Source organism: Micromonospora thermarum (genome assembly GCF_012034245.1).
Taxonomy (GTDB): Bacteria; Actinomycetota; Actinomycetes; order Mycobacteriales; family Micromonosporaceae; genus Micromonospora; species Micromonospora thermarum.
Window position 1 is genome coordinate 100,958 of the sequence record NZ_JAATEO010000009.1, and the last position, 21,853, is coordinate 122,810.

Annotated in this window: 16 protein-coding genes; 11 read left to right on the top strand and 5 right to left on the bottom strand. The window is 72.8% G+C overall.

The window, feature by feature from the left end; translation table 11 throughout:
* Positions 1 to 32: 32 nt before the first annotated feature.
* Complete coding sequence (gene uvrA / locus HCJ94_RS10615) at positions 33 to 2,975, top strand: excinuclease ABC subunit UvrA (RefSeq protein ID WP_168000806.1); 2,943 nt, start codon at positions 33 to 35, stop codon at positions 2,973 to 2,975.
* A 247-nt stretch (positions 2,976 to 3,222) separates the two neighbouring features.
* A complete protein-coding gene (locus tag HCJ94_RS10620) occupies positions 3,223 to 3,699 on the top strand; it encodes a Rieske (2Fe-2S) protein (protein WP_168000807.1) in 477 nt (158 codons plus the stop codon).
* Positions 3,700 to 3,783: 84 nt separating this feature from the next.
* Here HCJ94_RS10620 and HCJ94_RS10625 read toward each other — a convergent pair whose 3' ends face one another.
* Positions 3,784 to 7,032: a penicillin acylase family protein gene (locus HCJ94_RS10625; RefSeq protein WP_168000886.1), complete on the bottom strand. Its 3,249-nt coding sequence runs from the start codon at positions 7,030 to 7,032 to the stop codon at positions 3,784 to 3,786.
* A gap of 149 nt (positions 7,033 to 7,181) precedes the next feature.
* Between HCJ94_RS10625 and uvrC the strand changes: the two genes are divergently transcribed.
* The gene (uvrC, locus tag HCJ94_RS10630; RefSeq protein ID WP_168000808.1) at positions 7,182 to 9,149 is read left to right on the top strand and encodes an excinuclease ABC subunit UvrC; all 1,968 of its coding nucleotides are present in this window, start codon (positions 7,182 to 7,184) and stop codon (positions 9,147 to 9,149) included.
* Positions 9,150 to 9,156: 7 nt separating this feature from the next.
* On the opposite strand, the gene recQ is transcribed toward uvrC, so the two are convergent.
* The gene (gene recQ / locus HCJ94_RS10635; protein ID WP_168000809.1) at positions 9,157 to 11,004 is read right to left on the bottom strand and encodes a DNA helicase RecQ; all 1,848 of its coding nucleotides are present in this window, start codon (positions 11,002 to 11,004) and stop codon (positions 9,157 to 9,159) included.
* 247 nt (positions 11,005 to 11,251) lie between these two features.
* Here recQ and rapZ point away from each other — a divergent pair, with 247 nt between their 5' ends.
* The 8 genes from rapZ (at position 11,252) to HCJ94_RS10675 (ending at position 18,318) form a co-directional block, all read left to right on the top strand.
* Positions 11,252 to 12,136, top strand: a complete 885-nt coding sequence (gene rapZ / locus HCJ94_RS10640) for an RNase adapter RapZ (RefSeq protein ID WP_168000887.1) — start codon at positions 11,252 to 11,254, stop codon at positions 12,134 to 12,136.
* Positions 12,133 to 13,152, top strand: a complete 1,020-nt coding sequence (locus HCJ94_RS10645; protein WP_168000810.1) for a gluconeogenesis factor YvcK family protein — start codon at positions 12,133 to 12,135, stop codon at positions 13,150 to 13,152. Before rapZ ends, HCJ94_RS10645 begins: the two co-directional genes overlap by 4 nt.
* A 54-nt stretch (positions 13,153 to 13,206) precedes the next feature.
* Positions 13,207 to 14,187: a DNA-binding protein WhiA gene (gene whiA, locus HCJ94_RS10650; protein ID WP_168000811.1), complete on the top strand. Its 981-nt coding sequence runs from the start codon at positions 13,207 to 13,209 to the stop codon at positions 14,185 to 14,187.
* Positions 14,188 to 14,454: 267 nt separating this feature from the next.
* Complete coding sequence (gene gap, locus HCJ94_RS10655) at positions 14,455 to 15,459, top strand: type I glyceraldehyde-3-phosphate dehydrogenase (RefSeq protein ID WP_168000812.1); 1,005 nt, start codon at positions 14,455 to 14,457, stop codon at positions 15,457 to 15,459.
* Positions 15,456 to 16,679, top strand: coding sequence for a phosphoglycerate kinase (locus HCJ94_RS10660; protein WP_168000813.1), 1,224 nt, complete (start codon positions 15,456 to 15,458; stop codon positions 16,677 to 16,679). Before gap ends, HCJ94_RS10660 begins: the two co-directional genes overlap by 4 nt.
* A complete protein-coding gene (gene tpiA, locus HCJ94_RS10665; RefSeq protein WP_168000814.1) occupies positions 16,680 to 17,471 on the top strand; it encodes a triose-phosphate isomerase in 792 nt (263 codons plus the stop codon).
* A 95-nt stretch (positions 17,472 to 17,566) separates the two neighbouring features.
* On the top strand, positions 17,567 to 17,830 hold the full coding sequence (secG, locus tag HCJ94_RS10670; protein ID WP_155331231.1) for a preprotein translocase subunit SecG: 264 nt from the start codon (positions 17,567 to 17,569) through the stop codon (positions 17,828 to 17,830).
* Between the two features lie 137 nt (positions 17,831 to 17,967).
* Positions 17,968 to 18,318, top strand: a complete 351-nt coding sequence (locus HCJ94_RS10675) for an RNA polymerase-binding protein RbpA (protein WP_168000815.1) — start codon at positions 17,968 to 17,970, stop codon at positions 18,316 to 18,318.
* A gap of 33 nt (positions 18,319 to 18,351) precedes the next feature.
* Here the strand turns inward: HCJ94_RS10675 and pgl are convergent, their stop codons facing one another.
* The 3 genes from pgl to zwf form a co-directional block, all read right to left on the bottom strand.
* Entirely contained in the window at positions 18,352 to 19,122 is a 771-nt protein-coding gene (gene pgl, locus HCJ94_RS10680; RefSeq protein ID WP_168000816.1) for a 6-phosphogluconolactonase, read from the bottom strand.
* A 151-nt stretch (positions 19,123 to 19,273) separates the two neighbouring features.
* Positions 19,274 to 20,296 (bottom strand): glucose-6-phosphate dehydrogenase assembly protein OpcA, encoded by a 1,023-nt coding sequence (locus HCJ94_RS10685; RefSeq protein WP_168000817.1) that lies wholly within the window; start codon positions 20,294 to 20,296, stop codon positions 19,274 to 19,276.
* Between the two features lie 34 nt (positions 20,297 to 20,330).
* On the bottom strand, positions 20,331 to 21,848 hold the full coding sequence (gene zwf / locus HCJ94_RS10690) for a glucose-6-phosphate dehydrogenase (RefSeq protein ID WP_168000888.1): 1,518 nt from the start codon (positions 21,846 to 21,848) through the stop codon (positions 20,331 to 20,333).
* Positions 21,849 to 21,853 lie beyond the last annotated feature (5 nt).

A 21,853-nucleotide genomic window follows, 5' to 3' on the forward strand; every position in this document is an offset into this window, starting at 1 on the left:
CCCCATCTTCTGCACCCGGGAGTACACGCACCGTGGCCGACCGACTGATCATCCGTGGCGCGCGCGAGCACAATCTGCGTGACGTCAGTCTCGACCTGCCGCGGGACGCCCTCATCGTGTTCACCGGGCTGTCCGGGTCGGGCAAGTCGAGCCTGGCGTTCGACACGATCTTCGCCGAGGGGCAGCGCCGCTACGTGGAGTCGCTCTCGTCGTACGCCCGGCAGTTCCTCGGCCAGATGGACAAGCCGGACGTGGACTTCATCGAGGGCCTGAGCCCCGCGGTGTCCATCGACCAGAAGTCGACCTCGCGTAACCCCCGGTCGACCGTGGGCACCATCACCGAGGTCTACGACTACCTGCGCCTGCTCTTCGCCCGCATCGGCGAGCCGCACTGCCCGGTCTGCGGCGAGCGGATCTCCCGGCAGAGTCCCCAGCAGATCGTCGACCGGGTCCTCGCGATGGCGGAGGGCACCCGGTTCATGGTGCTCGCCCCGGTCGTGCGCGGCCGCAAGGGCGAGTACGTGGACCTCTTCGCCGAGCTCCAGGCCAAGGGCTACGCGCGGGCCCGCGTCGACGGCGTCGTGCACCCGCTGACCGAGCCGCCGAAGCTCAAGAAGCAGGAGAAGCACACGATCGAGGTGGTCATCGACCGCCTCAGCGTCAAGCCTGGCGCCAAGCAGCGGCTGACCGACTCGGTCGAGGCCGCGCTCGGGCTCTCTGGCGGCATCGTCCTGCTCGACTTCGTCGACCTGCCCGAGGACGACCCGGACCGGGAGCGCCGCTACTCGGAGCACCTGGCCTGCCCCAACGACCACCCCCTCGCCATCGAGGACCTGGAGCCCCGGGTCTTCTCCTTCAACGCGCCGTACGGCGCCTGCCCCGAGTGCACCGGCCTGGGCACGAAGAAGGAGGTCGACCCGGAGCTGGTGATCCCCGACCCCGAGCGCACGCTGCGTGAGGGCGCGATCCAGCCCTGGGCGACCGGCCACAACCTCGAATACTTCCTGCGCCTGCTGGAGGCCCTGGGCGAGGCGGAGCACTTCGACGTCGACACGCCATGGCGGGCGCTGCCGTCGCGGGCGCAGAAGACGATCCTGCACGGCTCCGACGACCAGGTGCACGTGCGGTACCGGAACAAGTACGGCCGCGAGCGCTCCTACTACACCGGCTTCGAGGGCGTGGTGCAGTGGATCGAGCGCCGCCACTCGGACACGGAGTCGGAGTGGTCGCGGGACAAGTACGAGGGCTACATGCGGGACGTGCCCTGCGCGGCCTGCGGTGGCGCCCGGCTCAAGCCCGAGGTGCTCGCGGTCACCCTCGCCGGCAAGAGCATCGCCGAGGTCTGCAACCTGTCCGTCGGCGAGTGTGCCGAGCTGCTGGCCGGCATCGAGCTGACCGACCGGCAGAAGCTGATCGCCGAGCGCGTCCTGAAGGAGATCAACGCCCGGCTCAAGTTCCTGCTCGACGTCGGCCTGGACTACCTGTCCCTGGACCGCCCCGCCGGCACCCTCTCCGGCGGCGAGGCGCAGCGCATCCGGCTCGCCACCCAGATCGGCTCCGGCCTGGTCGGCGTGCTGTACGTGCTGGACGAGCCGTCGATCGGCCTGCACCAGCGGGACAACCACCGGCTGATCGAGACGCTGGTCCGCCTGCGCGGCCTCGGCAACACCCTGATCGTGGTCGAGCACGACGAGGACACCATCCGCACCGCGGACTGGATCGTCGACATCGGCCCGGGCGCCGGCGAGCACGGCGGCCGGATCGTGCACAGCGGGTCGGTGCCGGCCCTGCTGGAAAATCCGGACTCGGTCACCGGGGCGTACCTGTCCGGCCGCAAGGAGATCCCGACGCCCCGGCAGCGTCGCCCGCAGACGCCGGGGCGGGAGCTGGTGGTGCACGGCGCCCGCGAGCACAACCTGCGCAACCTGACGGTGAACTTCCCCCTGGGCCAACTGATCGCGGTCACCGGGGTCAGCGGGTCCGGCAAGTCGACCCTGGTCAACGACATCCTGCACGCCGTCCTGGCCAACCAGATCAACGGCGCGCGGCTGGTGCCGGGCCGGCACACCCGGGTGGCCGGCCTGGAGCACGTCGACAAGGTCGTCGGTGTGGACCAGTCGCCGATCGGCCGGACCCCGCGCTCCAACCCGGCCACCTACACCGGCGTCTGGGACCACATCCGCAAGCTCTTCGCCGAGACCACCGAGGCGAAGGTCCGGGGGTACGGCCCCGGCCGGTTCTCGTTCAACGTCAAGGGCGGCCGCTGCGAGGCCTGCTCCGGCGACGGCACGATCAAGATCGAGATGAACTTCCTGCCCGACGTGTACGTCCCGTGCGAGGTCTGCAAGGGCGCCCGGTACAACCGGGAGACCCTGGAGGTGCACTACAAGGGCAAGACGGTCGCCGAGGTGCTCGACATGCCGATCGAGGAGGCGGCCGAGTTCTTCTCCGCCATCCCGGCCATCCACCGGCACCTGAAGACGCTGGTCGACGTGGGTCTCGGCTACGTCCGGCTGGGCCAGCCCGCGCCCACGCTCTCCGGCGGCGAGGCGCAGCGGGTGAAGCTCGCGTCCGAGTTGCAGAAGCGCTCCACCGGGCGGACGGTCTACGTGCTCGACGAGCCGACCACCGGTCTGCACTTCGAGGACATCCGCAAGCTGCTGATGGTCCTGGAGGGGCTGGTCGACAAGGGCAACACGGTGATCACCATCGAGCACAACCTCGACGTGATCAAGACGGCCGACTGGATCATCGACATGGGCCCCGAGGGCGGTCACCGGGGCGGCACCGTGCTCGCCACCGGCACCCCGGAGGAGGTCGCCGAGGTGCCCGAGAGCCACACCGGCCAGTTCCTGCGCCAGGTGCTCAGGCTCGACGGCGAGGCGAAGGGCGCCACAGCGGCCACCTCGCGGGCGGCCAAGGCCAACGGCGCGAAGACCCGCACGGCACGGAAGGTCCCGGCCGGCGCCCGCTGACGCTCGCCGGCCGGCGGCTCGGCGACCGCGGCTCGGCGCCCGGAGCGGCGACCGCTTCCGGAGGCGCGGCCGACGGCCCGAGGCTCGGCGGGCGGCGGCGGGCGGCGGCGGCCGGCGGCGGCCGGCCTGGCGATCGCGGCCGACGGCGCGGTCGCCGATCGGGTGAACCGTCGGGCAGAGTGGTTCGTGTACCCGGGATAGGGCCGCGGATCATCACGAGCGGCGTGTGTCGAGGAGAGGGCGAGGCATGAGTGACGATCAGGCGCTGACCGGACCGGGCACGCAGACCCGTCGGGCGCTGCTGACCGGCGCGGGTGCCGTCGGCGCGGCGGTCGTCCTGGCCGCCTGCGGGAGCGACGACTCCGGTGACGGCGCGCCCAGCCCGGGCGCGGCCGTCTCCGACACCGGCGACGCCGGCGGGGGCGACCGGCAGGGCGCCCAGTCCCTGGCCCGGACGACCGACATCCCGGTCGGCGGGGGCGCGGTCTTCGCCGCCCAGGGCGTCGTGATCACCCAGCCGTCGCCGGGCCAGTTCAAGGGCTTCGACCCGATCTGCACCCACCAGGGCTGCCCGGTGTCGAACGTCGACGGCGGCACGATCAACTGCACCTGCCACGGCAGCAAGTTCTCGATCGAGGACGGTTCGGTGAAGGCCGGCCCGGCCACCCAGCCCCTCGCGCCGAAGAACGTCACGGTCGACGGCGACCGGATCGCGCTCGCCTGACCCGGGACGCCGTGACGCGGGCCCGGCGACCAGGCCCCGGTCGCACGGCCGGCGCGGGAACGCCCGCGCCGGCCGTGCGCCGTCTCAGCGGGCGTACACCGCCATCTCCCACAGGCTGAATCCGTAGGAGGTGGCCCGGGTCAGCCCGCGCATCCGCACGTACCGGGCCGTCCCGGCGGGGAAGGCGGCCACGTCGGTGCCGCCGTCCCCGGCCGTGGCCGACCACGCCGTGCGCCAGGTGCTCCCGTCGGTCGAGACCTCGATCCGGTACGACCGGGCGTACGCCGCCTCCCACGCCAGCACCACCCGGCCGACCTGCCGCGCCGCGCCGAGGTCGACGGTGAGCCACTGGTCGTCGGACCAGGCACTGGCCCAGCGCGTACGGTCGTCGCCGTCGACCGCCCGGCCGGGGCCGTGGAACAACTGGCTGCTGGACGCCGTCACCGGCCGGCCCGCCGCCAGGTTCGGCAGGGTGTCGCCGCGCCCGGCCGGGAACGACACGACCTGCTGGAAGGTGGGCCGGTTCTGCCAGGCGACCTTCTCGTGCGTGATGCCGCCGAGCGGGGACTGCATGATCGCGTCGGCGCACCACTGGTCGCCGGCGGCGCAGTGCTCGTCGCCGGGGTACACCTGCGCCGCCGAGGTGGTGCTCGCCGTCCGCAGCGTGTCGAGCAGGACCTGCCGGCAGGCGGCGAGGTTCCCGTCCCCGCAGAAGGCCCGGCCGGGGCCGCCCCGTACCGGCTCGCCGAGGACCGCGCGCAGGTCCTTGTCGACCCAGCCCCACCAGCCGTACTGGAAGGCCGAGCCCTTGTGGGTCTGCGCGCTGTTCGCCGAGGTCGGCAGGTTGGCGACGTCCCCGGCGTGGCGGCCGGAGGGCGGCTCGTCGACCTGCATCGTGTTGACCAGCGTCTGGTAGAGATCCGCACCGAGCGGTGCCCGGAACACGCCGCGGACCAGCAGCGGCCACCACGCGTCGAGGGTCCGGATCGCATCGGCGTGCCGGTAGACCTTCGAGCCGGGTGCGGTCTCGACCCGCAGCGAGCCGGCCGCCCGCCAGGCCTTGAGCCGGGAGATCTCGGCGGCCAGCGCGGCGTCGGTGACGGGCTGGCTCTCCAGCACCCGGATCAGCTCGCCGAGCACCTCGGTGGCGCGCAGGTCGGTCAGGCCGGCCCGCTGCACGAGGGCGGTGAGGGAGGCCCGGTCGACCTTCCGCCCGCCGCTGATCGCCGCCCGTACCGGCCGGTCCAGCAGGTCACCCCGGTGTACGGCGGAGAAGCTGAAGTTGCCGTCGGCGGCGCCGAAATCGTGGGCCTGCTTGTTGTTCCAGCTGACGTAGTAGTCCTGGTCCACCGAGCGGGGGTGGGCCGTCAGCGGCGCGTACGTGGCGGTGTTCGTGGCCGGGTCGTAGCCCTGCCACTCGAAGCGCTGCTCGGCCCGCATCGGCAGGTTCGGGTTGGACCCGTCCGCGCGCACCGGGTTGCGGCCGGAGTTGAAGTACGCCGCCTGGGTGGAGTTGACGTAGAACCAGTTGAAGGCGTACTCGACGTTGTTCGCCGAGGCGATGAAGGCGTCGGCGGTGCCCATCTGCTCGGGGTCGTTGAACATCTGGAAGCCGATCGCCGAGTCCGCCTCGTGGCGGTAGGTGGAGCGCAGCTGGGTGAAGGCGTGCGGCCGTCCGTCGACCGTGCCGCGCCACGCCACCAGGCCGAGGTTGGTCCGGCGGGCGACCAGCTTGTACGACCCGGCGGGGGTGCCGTCCGCCACCGTCGGGCTCCACCGGTTGACCTGTGTGATCTCCTCCATGGGCAGGCAGCGGCCGCGGAACAGGTAGTGGTTGCTCGCCAGGGTCGGCGTCGCGTCGTCGGGGGCGCAGAGCGGGACCGCGTACGTGTCGGTGATGTCGTGGGCCGAGGAGGTGGCGCTCCACGCGTAGTCGCGCCCCCGGCCGAGCAGCACGTACAGGTTGAGCCCGGCGAACGCGGCACCGCGGGCGCTGATGCCCGGGCCCTGCAACTCCTGCACCATGAGCAACTGCGGCGCGAAGTAGCCGGTCTGCGGCCCGAACACGGCGATCGGGTGGCCGGTCGCCGAGTGTGCGGCGGAGACGACGGCCGCGTTGGACATGCCCCGGTTGGCCGGGCCGACGGTGAGCCCGGACAGCGCCGCGGCCAGCTCCGACGAGCGGGTCGATGTCGCCGCCGCGGTGCCGGCGGCCGAGCCGGTCGCGTCGGTCACCACGGATTCCACCCGCGCCGATCCGGCGTCGGGCAGCACCACGCTGGGGGCGTCGTCATCGGCGTCGCCGTACGGGAAGCTCTGCCCGTCGTGCAGGGTCAGCACCGCCTCCGGGTCGTTCCGGCCGCGGAACCCGTTCCACACCCGGTCGCCCTCGACCGGGCCGTACCGGGCGCGGGCGGCGATGCGGACCAGCGCGGACTGCATCTCGCTGCCGCCTCCGCCGCCGAACAGGCCGCCGACGACGCCGGCGATGGCGATCAGGTCGGTCATCTGGAACGGTTCGGGCCCGCCGGCGTTGGTGATCGCGTCGAGGTGGCCGGTCAACACGTACTCGCCGGGACAGTTGCGGTTCGCCATGCAGGCGCCGATGTAGGCGTTGATGCCGGCCACGTACTCCCGTACGTCGGCGTGGAGCTGCTCGCCGCGCGCACCGCCCCTGGTCCGCAGCGCCTCCACCTGGGCCTGGAGGTCGGCCTCGGTGTACGGCGAGGTGCGCCAGACGCTCTGCTCCAGCGCGCGGTTGCCGGGCGCGCCGCCCGCGAACGAGGTCAGCCGGCCCCGCCCGACGTGGCGCAGCAGGTCCATGGTGAACAGCCGGTCCTCGGCACCGGCGTACCCGGCGCCGAACATGGTGCCGCCGCGGGTGGTGCCGGTGACGTGCGGGACGCCGGTCGCCCTGTCGCGGACGATCCGTACGTCGGCGCGGGGTGAGTAGTCCCGCTCGACCTGGTCCGGGGGGACGCCGAAGGAGGCGTCGTTGAAGAACGTGCCGATCTGGTCCTCGCGGAGGCCGGCGTAGCCGTAGACGAGGTTGGCGTACCGGTCGAGCTGGTCGGCGGAGTGCTTGGGCCGGGTGCCGACGGTCTGGTGGCCCAGGATCTCGACCAGCGTGGCGTTGCCGTTCTGACCGGGCGGGAGGATGTCGCCGCACTCGCCGAGGCAGTGGTCGTCCGGGGTGAACGTGGTGACGCTCGGGCGGGCGGCGGTCGCCGTCACGGGGGCGGCGGTGCCGGCCGCGGGGGTGGCGGTCAGCAGGGCGGCGATCCCGGCGAGGGCGGTGGCGCCGGCGAGCAGGGGACGGTGGGTACGCGGCATGGTGATCTCCCGGGGGGTGGGGATCATTCACGAAGAACATTCGGAAACCGGATGGTAACGTTTCCGGTCTTCCATCGGAAGACGTCAATCAGCGGTCGGGGTGCGCCGACGGCCGGGGGCTGTCGGGGGTCCGGACTAGGCTTGCTGCCGTGGCTGACCCCTCGACCTACCGTCCCGCGCCCGGCACGATCCCGGAGTCGCCGGGGGTCTACCGCTTCCGCGACGGCACCGGCCGGGTGATCTACGTCGGCAAGGCGAAGAACCTGCGCAGCCGGCTCAACTCCTACTTCGCCGACCCGGTCAACCTGCACCAGCGCACCCGGCAGATGGTCTTCACGGCCGAGTCGGTGGACTGGATCTCCGTCGCCACCGAGGTCGAGGCGCTCCAGCAGGAGTTCACCTGGATCAAGCAGTACGACCCGAAGTTCAACGTCCGCTACCGGGACGACAAGTCGTACCCCTACCTCGCCGTCACGCTCGACGAGGACTTCCCGCGCCTGCAGGTGATGCGGGGCGCGAAGCGCAAGGGTGTGCGCTACTTCGGGCCGTACTCGCATGCCTGGGCGATCCGCGAGACGCTCGACCTGCTGCTGCGGGTCTTCCCCGCGCGCACCTGCTCCTCCGGTGTGTTCAAGCGGGCCGGCCAGGTCGGCCGCCCCTGCCTGCTGGGCTACATCGGCAAGTGCTCCGCCCCGTGCGTCGGCAGCGTCTCCGCCGAGGAGCACCGGGCCATCGTCGACGGCTTCTGCGACTTCATGGGCGGCCGGACCGACACCATGGTCCGCAAGCTGGAACGCGAGATGGGCGAGGCCAGCGCGCAGCTGGAGTTCGAGCGGGCCGCCCGGCTGCGCGACGACCTGGCCGCGCTGCGCCGGGCCCTGGAGAAGCAGACGGTGGTGTTCGGCGACGGCACCGACGCCGACGTGGTCGCGTTCGCCGACGACCCCCTGGAGGCCGCCGTCCAGGTGTTCCACGTCCGCGACGGCCGGGTGCGCGGCCAGCGGGGCTGGGTGGTGGAGAAGACGGAGGAGCTGACCACCGGCGACCTGGTACACCACTTCTGCACCCAGGTCTACGGCGGCGAGCACGGCGAGGCCGACGTCCCCCGGGAGCTGCTCGTCCCCGAGCTGCCGGCCGACGCCGACGCGCTCGCCGACTGGCTCTCCACCCACCGGGGCAGCCGGGTGACGCTGCGCGTGCCGCAGCGCGGTGACAAGCGCGCCCTGCTGGAGACGGTGGAACGCAACGCCAAGGACGCGCTCGCCCGGCACAAGCTCAAGCGGGCCGGTGACCTCACCACCCGCAGCAAGGCCCTCGACGAGATCGCCGACGCGCTGGACATGCGGACGTCGCCGCTGCGCATCGAGTGCTTCGACATCTCCCAGATCCAGGGCACCGACGTCGTCGCCAGCATGGTCGTCTTCGAGGACGGGCTGCCCCGCAAGAGCGAGTACCGGCGGTTCATCATCCGGGGCGCCACCGACGACCTCTCCGCGATGTCCGAGGTGCTGCGGCGGCGCTTCGCCCGCTACCTCGACGCCCGTGCCGAGACCGGTGAGGCGGGCGTCGACCCGGACGCCCCGGCGGGGCAGGGGGTCCCCGACGAGCCGCGGGTCGGCACGTTGATCGACCCGACGACCGGGCGGCCGCGCAAATTCGCGTACCCGCCGCAGCTGGTGGTGGTGGACGGCGGCGCACCCCAGGTCGCGGCGGCCGCCCAGGCCCTCGCGGAGCTCGGGGTCGACGACGTGGCGCTGTGCGGGCTGGCCAAGCGGCTGGAGGAGGTGTGGCTGCCCGACGACGACTTCCCGGTCATCCTGCCGCGCACCTCCGAGGGGCTCTACCTGCTGCAACGCGTCCGCGACGAGGCGCACCGGTTTGCCATCACGTTCCACCGGCAGCGGCGCTCGAAGCGGATGACCGAGTCCGCGCTCGACCGGGTGCCCGGCCTGGGCGAGGTGCGGCGCAAGGCGCTGCTGCGGCACTTCGGCTCGCTCAAGCGGCTCTCCGCCGCCAGCGTGGAGGAGATCACCGAGGTGCCGGGCGTCGGCAAGCGGACCGCCGAGGCGATCCTCGCCGCCCTCGGCGGCGACACGAAGACCCCGGCCGCCGACTGACCGCAGCTCAGGCAGGGGCGGCTTCGTCGGCGAGGACCGTGAGGATCTGCTCGCCGTACTTCGCGAGCTTGGCCTCGCCGACCCCGCTGATCCGGGCCAGGTCCGCGAGGGAGGCCGGCGCGTCGCCGGCGATCTGGCGCAGCGTGGCGTCGTGGAAGATCACGTACGCCGGGACACCCTGCTCCTTGGCGGTGGCGGCCCGCCAGGCGCGCAGCCGCTCGAAGATGCCGGCGGCGGCCGGGGCCAGCTCGGCGACCACGGTCGCCGCGCCGCGCGGTTTCGCCGACCGGGCGGACGGCGCGCGGGCCGGCTCGCGGCGCAGCATGACGGTGCGGCGCCGCCCCAGCACCTCGCCGCTGGTCTCGGTGAGGGCCAGGGTGCCGTAGTCGCCCTCGACCGCCAGCAACCCCTCGGCCAGCAGTTGGCGGACCACGCCCCGCCACTCCGCCTCGCTCAGCTCGGTGCCGACGCCGAACACGGTCAGCGAGTCGTGCCCGTACTGCGTGACCTTGTCGGTGGTGCGGCCGAGGAGGATGTCGACGCAGTGCCCGGCGCCGAAGCGCTGGTTGCGCTCGCGGTCGAGCCGGAACACCGTGGAGAGCAGCTTCTGCGCGGGGATCGTGCCGTCCCAGGACTCCGGCGGTTCGAGGCAGGTGTCGCAGTTGCCGCAGGCGGCGGAGGTCTCGCCGAAGTACTCCAGCAGCTGCACCCGCCGGCAGCGGACCGTCTCGCAGAGCGCGAGCATCGCGTCCAGGTGGGCGGCGAGGTTGCGCCGGTGGGCCAGGTCGCCCTCCGACGTCTCGATCATCCGGCGCTGCTGCACCACGTCCTGGAGGCCGTACGCGAGCCACGCCGTGGACGGCAGCCCGTCGCGGCCGGCGCGGCCGGTCTCCTGGTAGTAGCCCTCGACCGACTTGGGCAGGTCGAGGTGGGCGACGAAGCGGACGTCCGGCTTGTCGATGCCCATGCCGAACGCGATCGTCGCGACCATGACCAGCCCGTCCTCGCGCAGGAAGCGCTGCTGGTTGGCCGCCCGGGTCGCCGCGTCCAGCCCGGCGTGGTAAGGCAGGGCGGGGATCCCGTTCGCGACGAGGAACTCGGCCGTCTTCTCCACCGAGGCGCGGGACAGGCAGTAGACGATGCCGGCGTCGCCCGGGTGCTCGTCGCGCAGCAGGCTGAGCAACTGCTTGCGCGGCTCCCGCTTGGGCACGATGCGGTACTGGATGTTGGGCCGGTCGAAGCTGGCGACGAAGTGCCGGGCCTCGGTGAGGCGCAGCCGGGTCGCGATCTCGGCGCGGGTGGCGCTGGTGGCCGTGGCGGTGAGCGCGACGCGGGGAACGCCCGGCCAGCGCTCGTGCAGCATCGACAGGTTGAGGTAGTCGGGGCGGAAGTCGTGCCCCCACTGCGACACGCAGTGCGCCTCGTCGATCGCGAACAGCCCGATCCGCCCTCGCTCCAGCAACTGGACCGTGCCGCGGCCGGCGAGGGCCTCGGGGGCGAGGTAGAGCAGGTCCAGCTCGCCGGCGAGGAACGCCGCCTCGACCGCGCGTCGGGCGTTGAGATCCTGCGTCGAGTTGAGGAAGCCGGCGCGGACGCCGACCGCGGTCAGGGCGTCGACCTGGTCCTGCATGAGGGCGATCAGCGGTGAGACCACCACGCCCACGCCGTCGCGGACCAGCGCCGGGATCTGGTAGCAGAGGGACTTCCCGCCACCGGTCGGCATCAGCACCAGGGCGTCGCCGCCGGCCACCACGTGGTCGACGACCTCCTGCTGAAAGCCCCGGAAGGAGTCGTAGCCGAAGACCCGGCGCAGCGCCTCCAGCGCGTCGGGCCGCTGATCGGTGGGGGAGGACATTGGCGCAGTCTACGAGCGGCCCCTGACGCTACGGCCGACGCGCGGCCGGTGCGGAATCCGGCGTAACCGGACAATCAGGTGTTCCAGGCGTCACCCCGTGGAATCCCGGGTGGGGTCGCAGCCGTTAGAGTCGCTGACTGACCATGCGCGGCCGGACCGGCCGTGGCGTCACGGGTGGGGGTTTCTGGTGAGCGAGGCGCGGACCGCGGAACAGGGTGTCCCGGCCGGGACGGCGGCTGCGGAGACCATGAGCCAGCCGGCGCCGGCGGAGGCGGACACCACCCTCGTCGTGGTGACCGGCGTCTCCGGCGGCGGTCGTAGCACGGTCGCGCGGGCCCTCGAGAACGTCGGCTACTACGTGGTGGACAACCTGCCGCAGGCGCTCATGCTCGACATGGCGGAGCTGGCCATGAAGGCCGGCGGCGCCGCCCGGCGTACGGCGATGGTGCTGGACGTGCGCTCGCGGGCGTTCTCGACCGACCTCGTCGGGGCGATCCGGGAGCTCAAGGAGCGCGGCTTCTCGCCCCGGGTGGTCTTCGTCGACGCCGACGACGAGGTGCTGATCCGGCGCTTCGAGAGTGTCCGCCGCTCGCACCCCCTCCAGGGCGAAGGGCGGCTCGCCGACGGCATCGCCGTCGAGCGCGGGCTCCTGGAGGAGGCCCGCGACCAGGCCGACGTGATCATCGACACCAGCCACCTGAACGTCAACCAGCTGCGGCGGCGCATCGAGGAGCTGTTCGGCGGGGAGGACGCCCGCCGGCTGCGGGTCACCGTGCTCTCCTTCGGCTTCAAGTACGGGCTGCCGCCGGACGCCGACTTCGTGTGCGACGCCCGGTTCCTGCCGAACCCGTACTGGGTGCCGGAGCTGCGTGAGCACACCGGGCGGGAGCAGGCGGTCAGCTCGTACGTGCTGGGCCAGGAGGGCGCGGACGCCTTCGTGGCCACGTACGCCGACCTGGTCAACGCCACCACCGCCGGCTTCGAGCGCGAGGGCAAGCGCTACCTGACCGTCGCGGTGGGCTGCACCGGCGGCAAGCACCGCAGCGTCGCCATCGCCGAGGAGCTGGCCGCCCGGCTGCGGCAGTCCGGCATCGCCGCCAACGCCCAGCACCGCGACCTGGGGCGCGAATGACGGCCACTCGCGTGGTCGCCTTCGGGGGAGGGCACGGCCTGTCCGCCTCGCTGCGCGCGCTGCGGCGCTGCGCACCCGAACTCGACCTGGACATCACGGCCGTGGTCACCGTCGGCGACGACGGCGGATCGAGTGGCCGGCTGCGCGCCGAGCGGGGTGGCCTGCCGCCGGGCGACCTCCGGCAGGCCCTCGTCGCGCTGGCCGGCGACCACCCGTCGACCCGGCGCAGCGCCGCGCTGTTCCAGCACCGCTTCGCCGAGGTGTCGGCGGGGGTGGGCCCGGGCACCCGGACCGGAACCGCCGGCCACCACACCGTGCCGCAGGGCGACGGGCTGGCCGGGCACGCGGTGGGCAACCTGGTCCTGTGCGGCCTGATGGAGCTGCTCGGCGACCCGGTGGCCGCCCTGGAGCACGCCGGCGCCATGCTCGGCGCGGTCGGCCGGGTGCTGCCGATGTCCTGCCAGCCGGTGGGTATCGAGGCACGGGTGCGGGGCGCCGACCCGGCCCGCCCCGACGACGTCGACACCGTCACCGGCCAGCACCAGGTGGCCGTCACCACCGGGCGGGTCGAGTCGCTGCGGCTCAACCCGGAGGCGCCGGAGGCCTGCCCGCAGGCGCTGGAGGCGATCGGCGCGGCCGACTGGCTGATCTTCGGGCCGGGCAGCTGGTACACCAGCGTGCTGCCGCACCTCCTGGTGCCGGAGCTGGCCGGCGCGATCGTCGCGAGCCCGGCCCGCCGGCTGGTCACGCTCAACCTGGCCGCGGAAAAGGAGACGTTCGGGTTGTCCCTCGCCGACCACCTGGCTGAGCTGCGGTGGTACCTCCCGGAGTTGAAGGTGGACTTCGTGCTGGGGGATTCCAAGGCGGTGGGTGACCCCGAACCGGTCGGGCGTGCGGCAGAATCGCTGGGTGCCCGGCTGGTCCTCGCCCCCGTCGCGGTCACCGACGGCACTCCCCGTCATGATCCGGCCGCCCTCGGTGCCGCTCTGGTGCCGGTCCTGGGCGCCGCTCGTTAGACACGTACGTAATCTCCGGCGACACGCCGGAACCGGTCCGTGAGGGGACGCACAATGGCGATGACGGCGGCGGTCAAGGACGAGCTGAGCCGGGTCGACGTGCCCAAGCCCTGCTGTCGACGGGCGGAGATGGCGGCGCTGCTGCGCTTCGCCGGCGGGCTGCACATCGTCTCCGGCCGGGTGGTCGTGGAGGCCGAGCTGGACACCGGCGCGGTGGCCCGGCGGCTGCGGCGGGAGATCGCCGAGGTGTACGGCTACCCGAGCGAGATCCACGTGCTCGCCTCCGGCGGCCTGCGCAAGGGCAGCCACTTCATCGTCCGGGTGGTCAAGGACGGCGAGTCCCTGGCCCGGCAGACCGGCCTGCTCGACGTGCGCGGCCGTCCGGTGCGGGGCCTGCCGCCGCACGTGGTGGCCGCCAACGTCTGCTGCGCGGTCTCCGCGTGGCGGGGCGCGTTCATGGCGCACGGCTCGCTGACCGAGCCCGGCCGGTCCAGCGCCCTGGAGATCACCTGCCCCGGCCCGGAGTCGGCGCTCGCACTGGTCGGCGCCGCCCGCCGCATCGGCATCACCGCGAAGAACCGGGAGGTGCGCGGGGTGGACCGGGTGGTGGTCAAGGACGGCGACGCCATCGCCGCCCTGCTCACCCGCATCGGCGCCCACTCCAGCGTCCTCGCCTGGGAGGAGCGCCGGGTGCGGCGGGAGGTGCGCGCCACCGCCAACCGGCTGGCCAACTTCGACGACGCGAACCTGCGCCGCTCGGCGCGCGCCGCGGTGGCCGCCGCCGCCCGGGTCACCCGTGCCCTGGAGATCCTCGCCGAGGACGCGCCGAACCACCTGACCTCGGCCGGCCGGCTGCGGCTGGAGCACCGCCAGGCCTCCCTGGAGGAGCTGGGCGCGCTCGCCGACCCGCCGCTGACCAAGGACGCGATCGCCGGCCGGATCCGGCGGCTGCTCGCGCTCGCCGACAAGCGGGCGCGTGACCTGGGCATCCCGGATACGGAAGCGGCAGTCACGCCCGACATGCTCGTGGTCTGATAGGACGGTGGCGGTTCCTACGGCGCGAGAAGGATCACCACCCGCCGCAGCGCGACCCCGCGCGCTCGGATATGGTCGCTGCGTACGGCAAGGGGGCCGGCACCGGCACTCCTCGCCGTGCTCACCGCCTCGGGCGGTCAGGTCCCTCAGACCGCGGCGGGGCGGCCGAGATGAACCGTCAACGGCCGGCTCCAACGGTCGGCGCACATCACTCCGCCGGCCGCGGGTCACCACGCCGGCGGACCAGAACGCGAGGAGATGGGACCTGTGACCATCCGGGTTGGCATCAACGGCTTCGGCCGGATCGGCCGCAACTTCTTCCGGGCAGTGCTGGCGTCCGGCGCTGACATCGAGGTCGTGGCGGTCAACGACCTGACCGACAACGCGACGCTCGCCCACCTTGTCAAGTACGACAGCATCCTCGGCCGCCTCCCGCACGAGGTGAAGGCCACCGCCGACGAGATCACCGTGGGCGGCAAGACCATCAAGGCGTACGCCGAGAAGGACCCGGCCAAGCTGCCGTGGGGTGAGGTCGGCGCGGACGTCGTCATCGAGTCCACCGGCTTCTTCACCGACGCGACCAAGGCGAAGGCGCACATCGACGGCGGGGCCAAGAAGGTCATCATCTCGGCGCCGGCGAAGAACGAGGACGTCACGGTCGTCATGGGCGTCAACCAGGACCAGTACGACCCGGCCAAGCACAGCATCATCTCGAACGCCTCCTGCACGACCAACTGCCTCGCGCCGATGGCGAAGGTCCTGCACGACACGTTCGGCATCCAGCAGGGCCTGATGACCACCATCCACGCGTACACGCAGGACCAGAACCTGCAGGACGCCCCCCACAAGGACCTGCGCCGCGCCCGGGCCGCCGCGCTGAACATCGTGCCGACGTCCACCGGTGCCGCGAAGGCGATCGGCCTGGTGCTGCCGGACCTGAAGGGCAAGCTGGACGGTTACGCGCTGCGGGTGCCGATCCCGACCGGCTCCACCACCGACCTGACCGTCACGGTCGGCCGGGAGACCTCGGTGGACGAGGTCAACGCCGCCATGAAGGCCGCCGCCGACGGCCCGCTGAAGGGCATCCTCGTCTACAACGACGACCCGATCGTGTCGTCCGACATCGTCACCGACCCGGCGTCGTGCATCTTCGACGCGCCGCTGACCAAGGTCATCGGCAACCAGGTGAAGGTCGTCGGCTGGTACGACAACGAGTGGGGCTACTCGAACCGCCTGGTGGACCTCGTGAAGCTGGTTGGTCAGTCGCTGTGAGCATCCGTACCCTCGACGACCTGCTCGCCGAGGGGGTGTCGGGTCGGCGCGTGCTGGTGCGCGCCGACCTGAACGTCCCGCTCGACAAGCAGACCGGTGACATCACCGACGACGGGCGCATCCGCGCCGTCCTGCCGACGCTGTCGGCGCTGGTGGAGTCCGGCGCCAAGGTGGTCGTGTGCTCGCACCTGGGCCGGCCGAAGGGCAGCCCGGCCCCGCAGTTCAGCCTCCGCCCCGTCGCCGGGCGGCTCGGCGAGCTGCTCGGTGCCGAGGTCCGGTTCGCCGAGGACACCGTCGGTGACTCCGCCCGGTCCACCGTGGAGGGCCTGGCCGACGGTCAGGTCGCCCTTCTGGAGAACCTGCGCTTCAACGCCGGGGAGACCAGCAAGGACGACGCCGAGCGCGGCGCCTTCGCCGACCAGCTCGCCGCGTTCGGCGACGTGTACGTCGACGACGCGTTCGGCGCGGTGCACCGCAAGCACGCCAGCGTGTACGACGTCGCGGCGCGGCTGCCGCATTTCGCCGGCCGGCTGCTGCTGCGCGAGGTGGAGGTCCTCTCCACGCTGACCGGTGACCCGGAGCGGCCGTACGTGGTGGTGCTCGGCGGTTCCAAGGTCTCCGACAAGCTCGCCGTGATCGAGGCGCTGCTGCCCAAGGTCGACCGGCTGCTCATCGGCGGCGGCATGTGCTTCACCTTCCTCAAGGCCCAGGGCCACGAGGTGGGCTCCTCCCTGCTGGAGGAGGACATGGTGGAGACCTGCCGCAACCTGCTGGAGCGCTCCGAGGACAAGATCCTGCTCCCGGTCGACGTGGTCGCCGCGGACGCGTTCGCCCCCGACTCCCCGCACGACGTCGTGCCCGCGGACGGCATCCCGAGCAAGCGCGTCGGGCTGGACATCGGGCCGGAGACGGTGGCCGGCTTCGCCGCCGCCCTGAAGACCTCGGCGACCGGAGATCCCGGCAACGCGCGGACGATCTTCTGGAACGGCCCCATGGGTGTGTTCGAGATGGCGGCCTTCGCCAACGGCACCCGGGGCGTCGCCGAGGCCATCGCGGGGTCCGAGGCGTTCTCCGTGGTCGGCGGCGGTGACTCCGCCGCGGCGGTGCGCGTGCTCGGCCTGGACGAGAAGTCGTTCAGCCACATCTCCACCGGCGGCGGCGCCTCCCTGGAGTACCTCGAGGGCAAGACCCTCCCCGGCATCGCGGCCCTGGAGAACTGAATGGCGAGCACCCCGCGCCGGCCGCTGATGGCCGGCAACTGGAAGATGAACCTCAACCACCTCGAGGCGAACCTGCTGGTGCAGAAGCTCGCCGCGAGCCTCACCGAGAAGCAGCTCACCGAGGTCGAGACGGTGGTGCTGCCGCCGTACACCGACCTGCGGACGGTGCAGACCGCCGTGGACGGCGACAAGCTGCTCATCGGCTACGGCGCGCAGGACCTCTCGCCGCACGCGTCGGGCGCGTACACCGGGGACATCTCCGGCCCGATGCTGGCGAAGCTGGGCTGCACGTACGTGGTGGTCGGCCACTCCGAGCGGCGGGCGTACCACCACGAGGACGACGCGCTGGTCAACGCGAAGGTGCAGGCGGCGCTGACCCACGGGCTCACCCCGATCCTCTGCGTGGGGGAGGGGCTGGACGTCCGCGAGCAGGGCACCCACGTGGCGCACTGCAGCGAGCAGCTCGACGGCGCCCTCAAGGGGCTCTCCGCCGAGCAGGTGACGAGCGTCGTCGTCGCGTACGAGCCGGTCTGGGCGATCGGCACCGGCAAGACGGCCACCCCGGAGGACGCCCAGGAGGTGTGCGCCGCGGTCCGCCAGCGCCTGGCGGACCGCTTCGGCGCGGAGACCGCGGACCAGGTCCGCATCCTGTACGGCGGGTCGGTCAAGTCCTCGAACGTGGCGGCGATCATGGCCCAGCCGGACGTGGACGGCGCCCTGGTCGGCGGTGCCAGCCTGGACGCCGAGGAGTTCGCGAAGATCTGCCGGTTCCCGGAGCACACCGCCCGCTGATCGCTCGCTATCCTTGACTCCGCCCGTCCGCCGGCCGGTGCCACCGTGCCCGATCTGCCCGGGCGAGGATCGCAACGAGAGGACTGTCCCCAGCCATGCCGATCTGGTTCGCATACACGTTGATCGTGTTGCTGGTCATCACGAGCATCCTGCTCACCATGCTGATCCTGCTGCACCGCGGTAAGGGCGGCGGGCTGTCGAGCATGTTCGGCGGCGGGGTCAGCTCCAGCCTGGCCGGGTCGTCGGTCGCCGAGAAGAACCTGGACCGCTACACCGTGCTGGTGGGCATCGTCTGGTTCGCCTGCATCGTCGGGCTCGGGCTCTGGCTCCGGCTCCAGCAGACCAGCGGCGTCGCCTGAGCAGCCGCGTCAAGTCGTACAATCTGCGCGCGGTCCGTCCCCCGACGGGCCGCGCGCAGTCCGTTTCACCCCGCTGCACCGCGTCGCCCGCCGCCACCCCGACGGCGATTCCCCTCCGACGACAGGAGCGAGCAGCCGTGCGCAACGGTAACGTCCTCCGGGGCAGTCGTGTGGGCTCCACCCCGGCCCGCCCCACCGAACGCTACGAGCCGGCCCCCTGCCGGCCGGTCACCTACTGGTGCCGCAACGGCCACGACGTCGAGATCCGGATCGCCGCCGAGGCGCCGGCACCCGACCTGTGGGACTGTCCCCGCTGCGGGCTCCCCGCCGGCCGGGACCCCGGGAACCCGCCGGGCCGCGTCCGGTCCGAGCCCTACAAGACCCACCTGGCGTACGTGAAGGAGCGGCGCACCGACGCCGAGGGCGCGGCGATCCTCGCCGAGGCCCTCGACGCCCTGCGGCGCCGCCGCGGCCGGCCGGAGTGCTAGGAAGGGTCCCGTTCAGGGCCCATTCCTCGCCGCTCAGCGCAGGCTGCGGAAGCGGGCCGGCACGTCGGCCGCCGCCGCCCGGTCCAGCAGCCAGAGGGTACGGCCGGTGCCCTGCACGCCGGCCGCCGGCAGCTGCACCGGACCCGCGCCGGCGAGGGCCATGCCGACCGCGCGGGCCTTGTCCGCGCCGCCGGCCACCAGCCACACCTCCTCGGCGGTGTTGATCGCCGGGAGGGTGAGGGTGACGCGGACCGGCGGCGGCTTCGGGCTGCCCCGGACCGCGCTGACCGGCCGGCTCTCGTAGCTCACCGGATGCTCCGGGAAGACCGACGCCACGTGCCCGTCCTCGCCCACGCCGAGCATCAGCACGTCGAAGTGGGGGAGAGCGGCGGTGCCCGGGCGGGCCGAGCGGGCCAGCTCGGCCGCGTACCGGGCGGCGGCCTCCTCCGGGTCGTGCCCCGCCGGGCCGTCCGAGGCCGGCATCGGGTGCACCCGAGCCGGGTCCAGCGGCACCGCGTCCAGCAGCGCCGCCCGCGCCTGCGTCTCGTTGCGCTCCGGGTCACCGGACGGCAGGAACCGCTCGTCGCCCCACCACACGTCCACCCGGGACCAGTCCACCGCGTCCCGGGCGGGCAGCGCCGCCACCGCCCGGTACACGGCCGCCGCGATCCGACCGCCGGTCAGCACCACCGACGCCTGGCCGCGTTCGGCCTGCGCGTCGAGGAGCCGGACCACCAGCCGGGCCGCCACCGCCTGCGCCAGCAGGTCCGGGTCGGCGTGGACGGCGACACTCGCCTCGCTCATGCCGGCGCTCCGCTGCGCCGAACGGTCCGAGCCACGGCCGCGTCGGTCTGCCCGGCAGCACCGGTACGGCCTCGGCCGGGGATCGGACTGTGAGCAGTGCCGTCATGAGGCTCCGTTGCGCTGAGCCTGATGATTCGCTCGCTCCGCTCGCTCATGCCGGCACTTGCCCGCTGGTGCCGGAGTGGGCGGTGATCCCCGCCTCGGCCCGCTGGGCCTCCGCCGGATCCTTCCAGACGTGCACCCGCTGGGCGGGACGCTGGTCCAGCCCGGTGAGCCCGGCCGCGGCGCCCAGCGCCTCCGCGTACACCTGGTCGGCGTCGAGCCGGCGCAGCTCCTCGGCCAGCTCGTCGCCGAGCGGCCGGCGGACCAGCGGCAGGTGCCGGTCCTCCTGCCCGGTACGCCGGAAGATCGCCATGCTGTCGTCCCGGGTCAGCGTCAACTCGTCGCCGTTGGCGCAGCGCAGCTGCACCTCGTGCATCCGCGGGTGCTGGTCGGTGTGCTGCCACCGCGGGTCGATCCCGAGCCGGGCGGCCAACCAGCCGCGCATCAGGGCGGCCGTCGGGTCGGTGCGCGGTGCGACCACGGTCGCGTCGGTGACCTGCGCCTCGGTGGTGTCGAACGCGCCCGCCACCAGCGTGCGCCACAGCGTGATCCGCGTCCACGCCAGGTCGGTGTCGCCGGGCACGTAGTCCCGGGCGCGCTGCCGCAGCGCCTCGACCGGGTCGGCCGCCTGCGCCGCGTCGGTGATCCGCCGGTCCGCGACGACGCCGAGGAAGTCGGTGGCGATCTCGGCCGGCGGCTCGCCGTGCCACCACGTCACCACCGGCACGTCCGGCACCAGCAGCGGCATCACCACCGACTCGGCGTGCAGGGCCAGCCGCCCGTACATCCGGGTGACCACCGCCTCGCACGGGCCGAGCCGGCCGCCGACGACGATCTCCGCGTCCAGCCGGTTGCGGTCCCGCTCGACGTCGGAGCGGACCACCACGAGCAGCCGGCACGGGTGGGCGGCGGCGGCGATGGTCGCCGCCGCCTCGGCCTCACGGACCCGCTTCTCGTCCACCACCACGATCAGGGTGAGCGCCATGCCGCTGGCCACCCCGCCGGCGCTGCGCCGCTCGGCGGCGAGTGCCTTGACCACCTCGTTGCCGGTGGTGTCCCACAGGCCGATCACAGGAGCCTCCCGGTGTGCTCGCGTCGCTCGGTCGTCACGCCCGCCGCCAGGCCCGGCCCTCGCGGGCCAGCATCTCGTCGGCGGCGCGGGGGCCCCACTCGCCGGCCCGGTACGGCTCCGGCTTCGTACCCGCCCAGGCCCGCTCCAGCGGGTCCACCACCGCCCAGCTCTGCTCGACCTCGGCGGCGTCGGGGAAGAGCGTCCGGTCGCCGATGAGCACGTCCAAAACCAGCCGCTCGTACGCCTCGGGGCTGGACTCGGTGAACGCCTCGCCGTACTGGAAGTCCATTGCGATGTCGCGGACCTCCATGGCGGTGCCCGGCACCTTCGAGCCGAACTTGAGGACCACGCCCTCGTCCGGCTGGACCCGGATGACGAGCTGGTTGTTGCCCAGCGACTCGACGTCCGCGTCGTCGAACGGCAGGTGCGGGGCCTTCTTGAACATGATGGCGACCTCGGTGACCCGGCGCGGCAGCCGCTTGCCGGCCCGGATGTAGAACGGCACCTCCGCCCAGCGGCGGTTCTGGATGCCCAGGCGCACCGCCACGTAGGTCTCCGTCGTGGAGTCCGGCGGGACGCCCGCCTCCTCCAGGTAGCCGAGCGCGCGCTCGCCGCCCACCCAGCCGGGCAGGTACTGGCCCCGGACGGTGCCCTTCTGGACGTCCTTCGGCAGGGTGATCGCCTTGAGCACCTTCAGCTTCTCGGTGCGGATCTCGTCCGGGTCGAAGCTGGTCGGCTCCTCCATCGCCACCAGCGCCAGCAGCTGGAGCAGGTGGTTCTGGAGGACGTCACGGGCGGCGCCGGCCGAGTCGTAGAACCCCGCCCGGGTGCCGATGCCGACGTCCTCGGCCATGGTGATCTGTACCGAGTCGACGTACTTCGAGTTCCACAGGGGCTCGAAGAGGTTGTTGGCGAACCGCAGGGCGAGGATGTTCTGGACGGTCTCCTTGCCCAGGTAGTGGTCGATCCGGAAGACGTCCTCCCGGGTGAAGACGTCGTCGACCAGGTCGTTGAGCGCCTTCGCCGAGGGCAGGTCGTTACCGAACGGCTTCTCCACCACCACCCGACGCCACCCGCCGGACTTGGCGTTGTCGGCCATGCCGGTGCGGGCGAGCTGCTTGAGCACCACGGGGAACGCCGCCGGGGGGATGGAGAAGTAGAAGGCGGCGTTGCCGGGGATGCCGTGGGTGCGCCGCAGCTCGTCCAGGGTGGCCGCCAGGTGGTCGAAGGCGGAGTCGTCGTCGAACGACCCGCCGACGAACTTCATGTTGCCGGCCAGCCGGGCCCACACCTCCTCGCGCCACGGGGTGCGGGCGTGCTTCTTCGCCGCCTCGCAGGCAAGCGTCTCGAAGTCGCCGTCACCCCAGTCGCGGCGGGCGAAGCCGAGCACGACGAAGCCCGGGGGCAGCAGCCCCCGGTTCGCGAGGTCGTACACGGCCGGCAGCAGCTTCTTGCGGGCCAGGTCCCCGGTGACGCCGAAGATCACCAGAGCGCAGGGCTCCGGGATCCTCGGCAGCCGCCGGTCCTGCGGGTCGCGTAGCGGGTTCGTCACGCCGC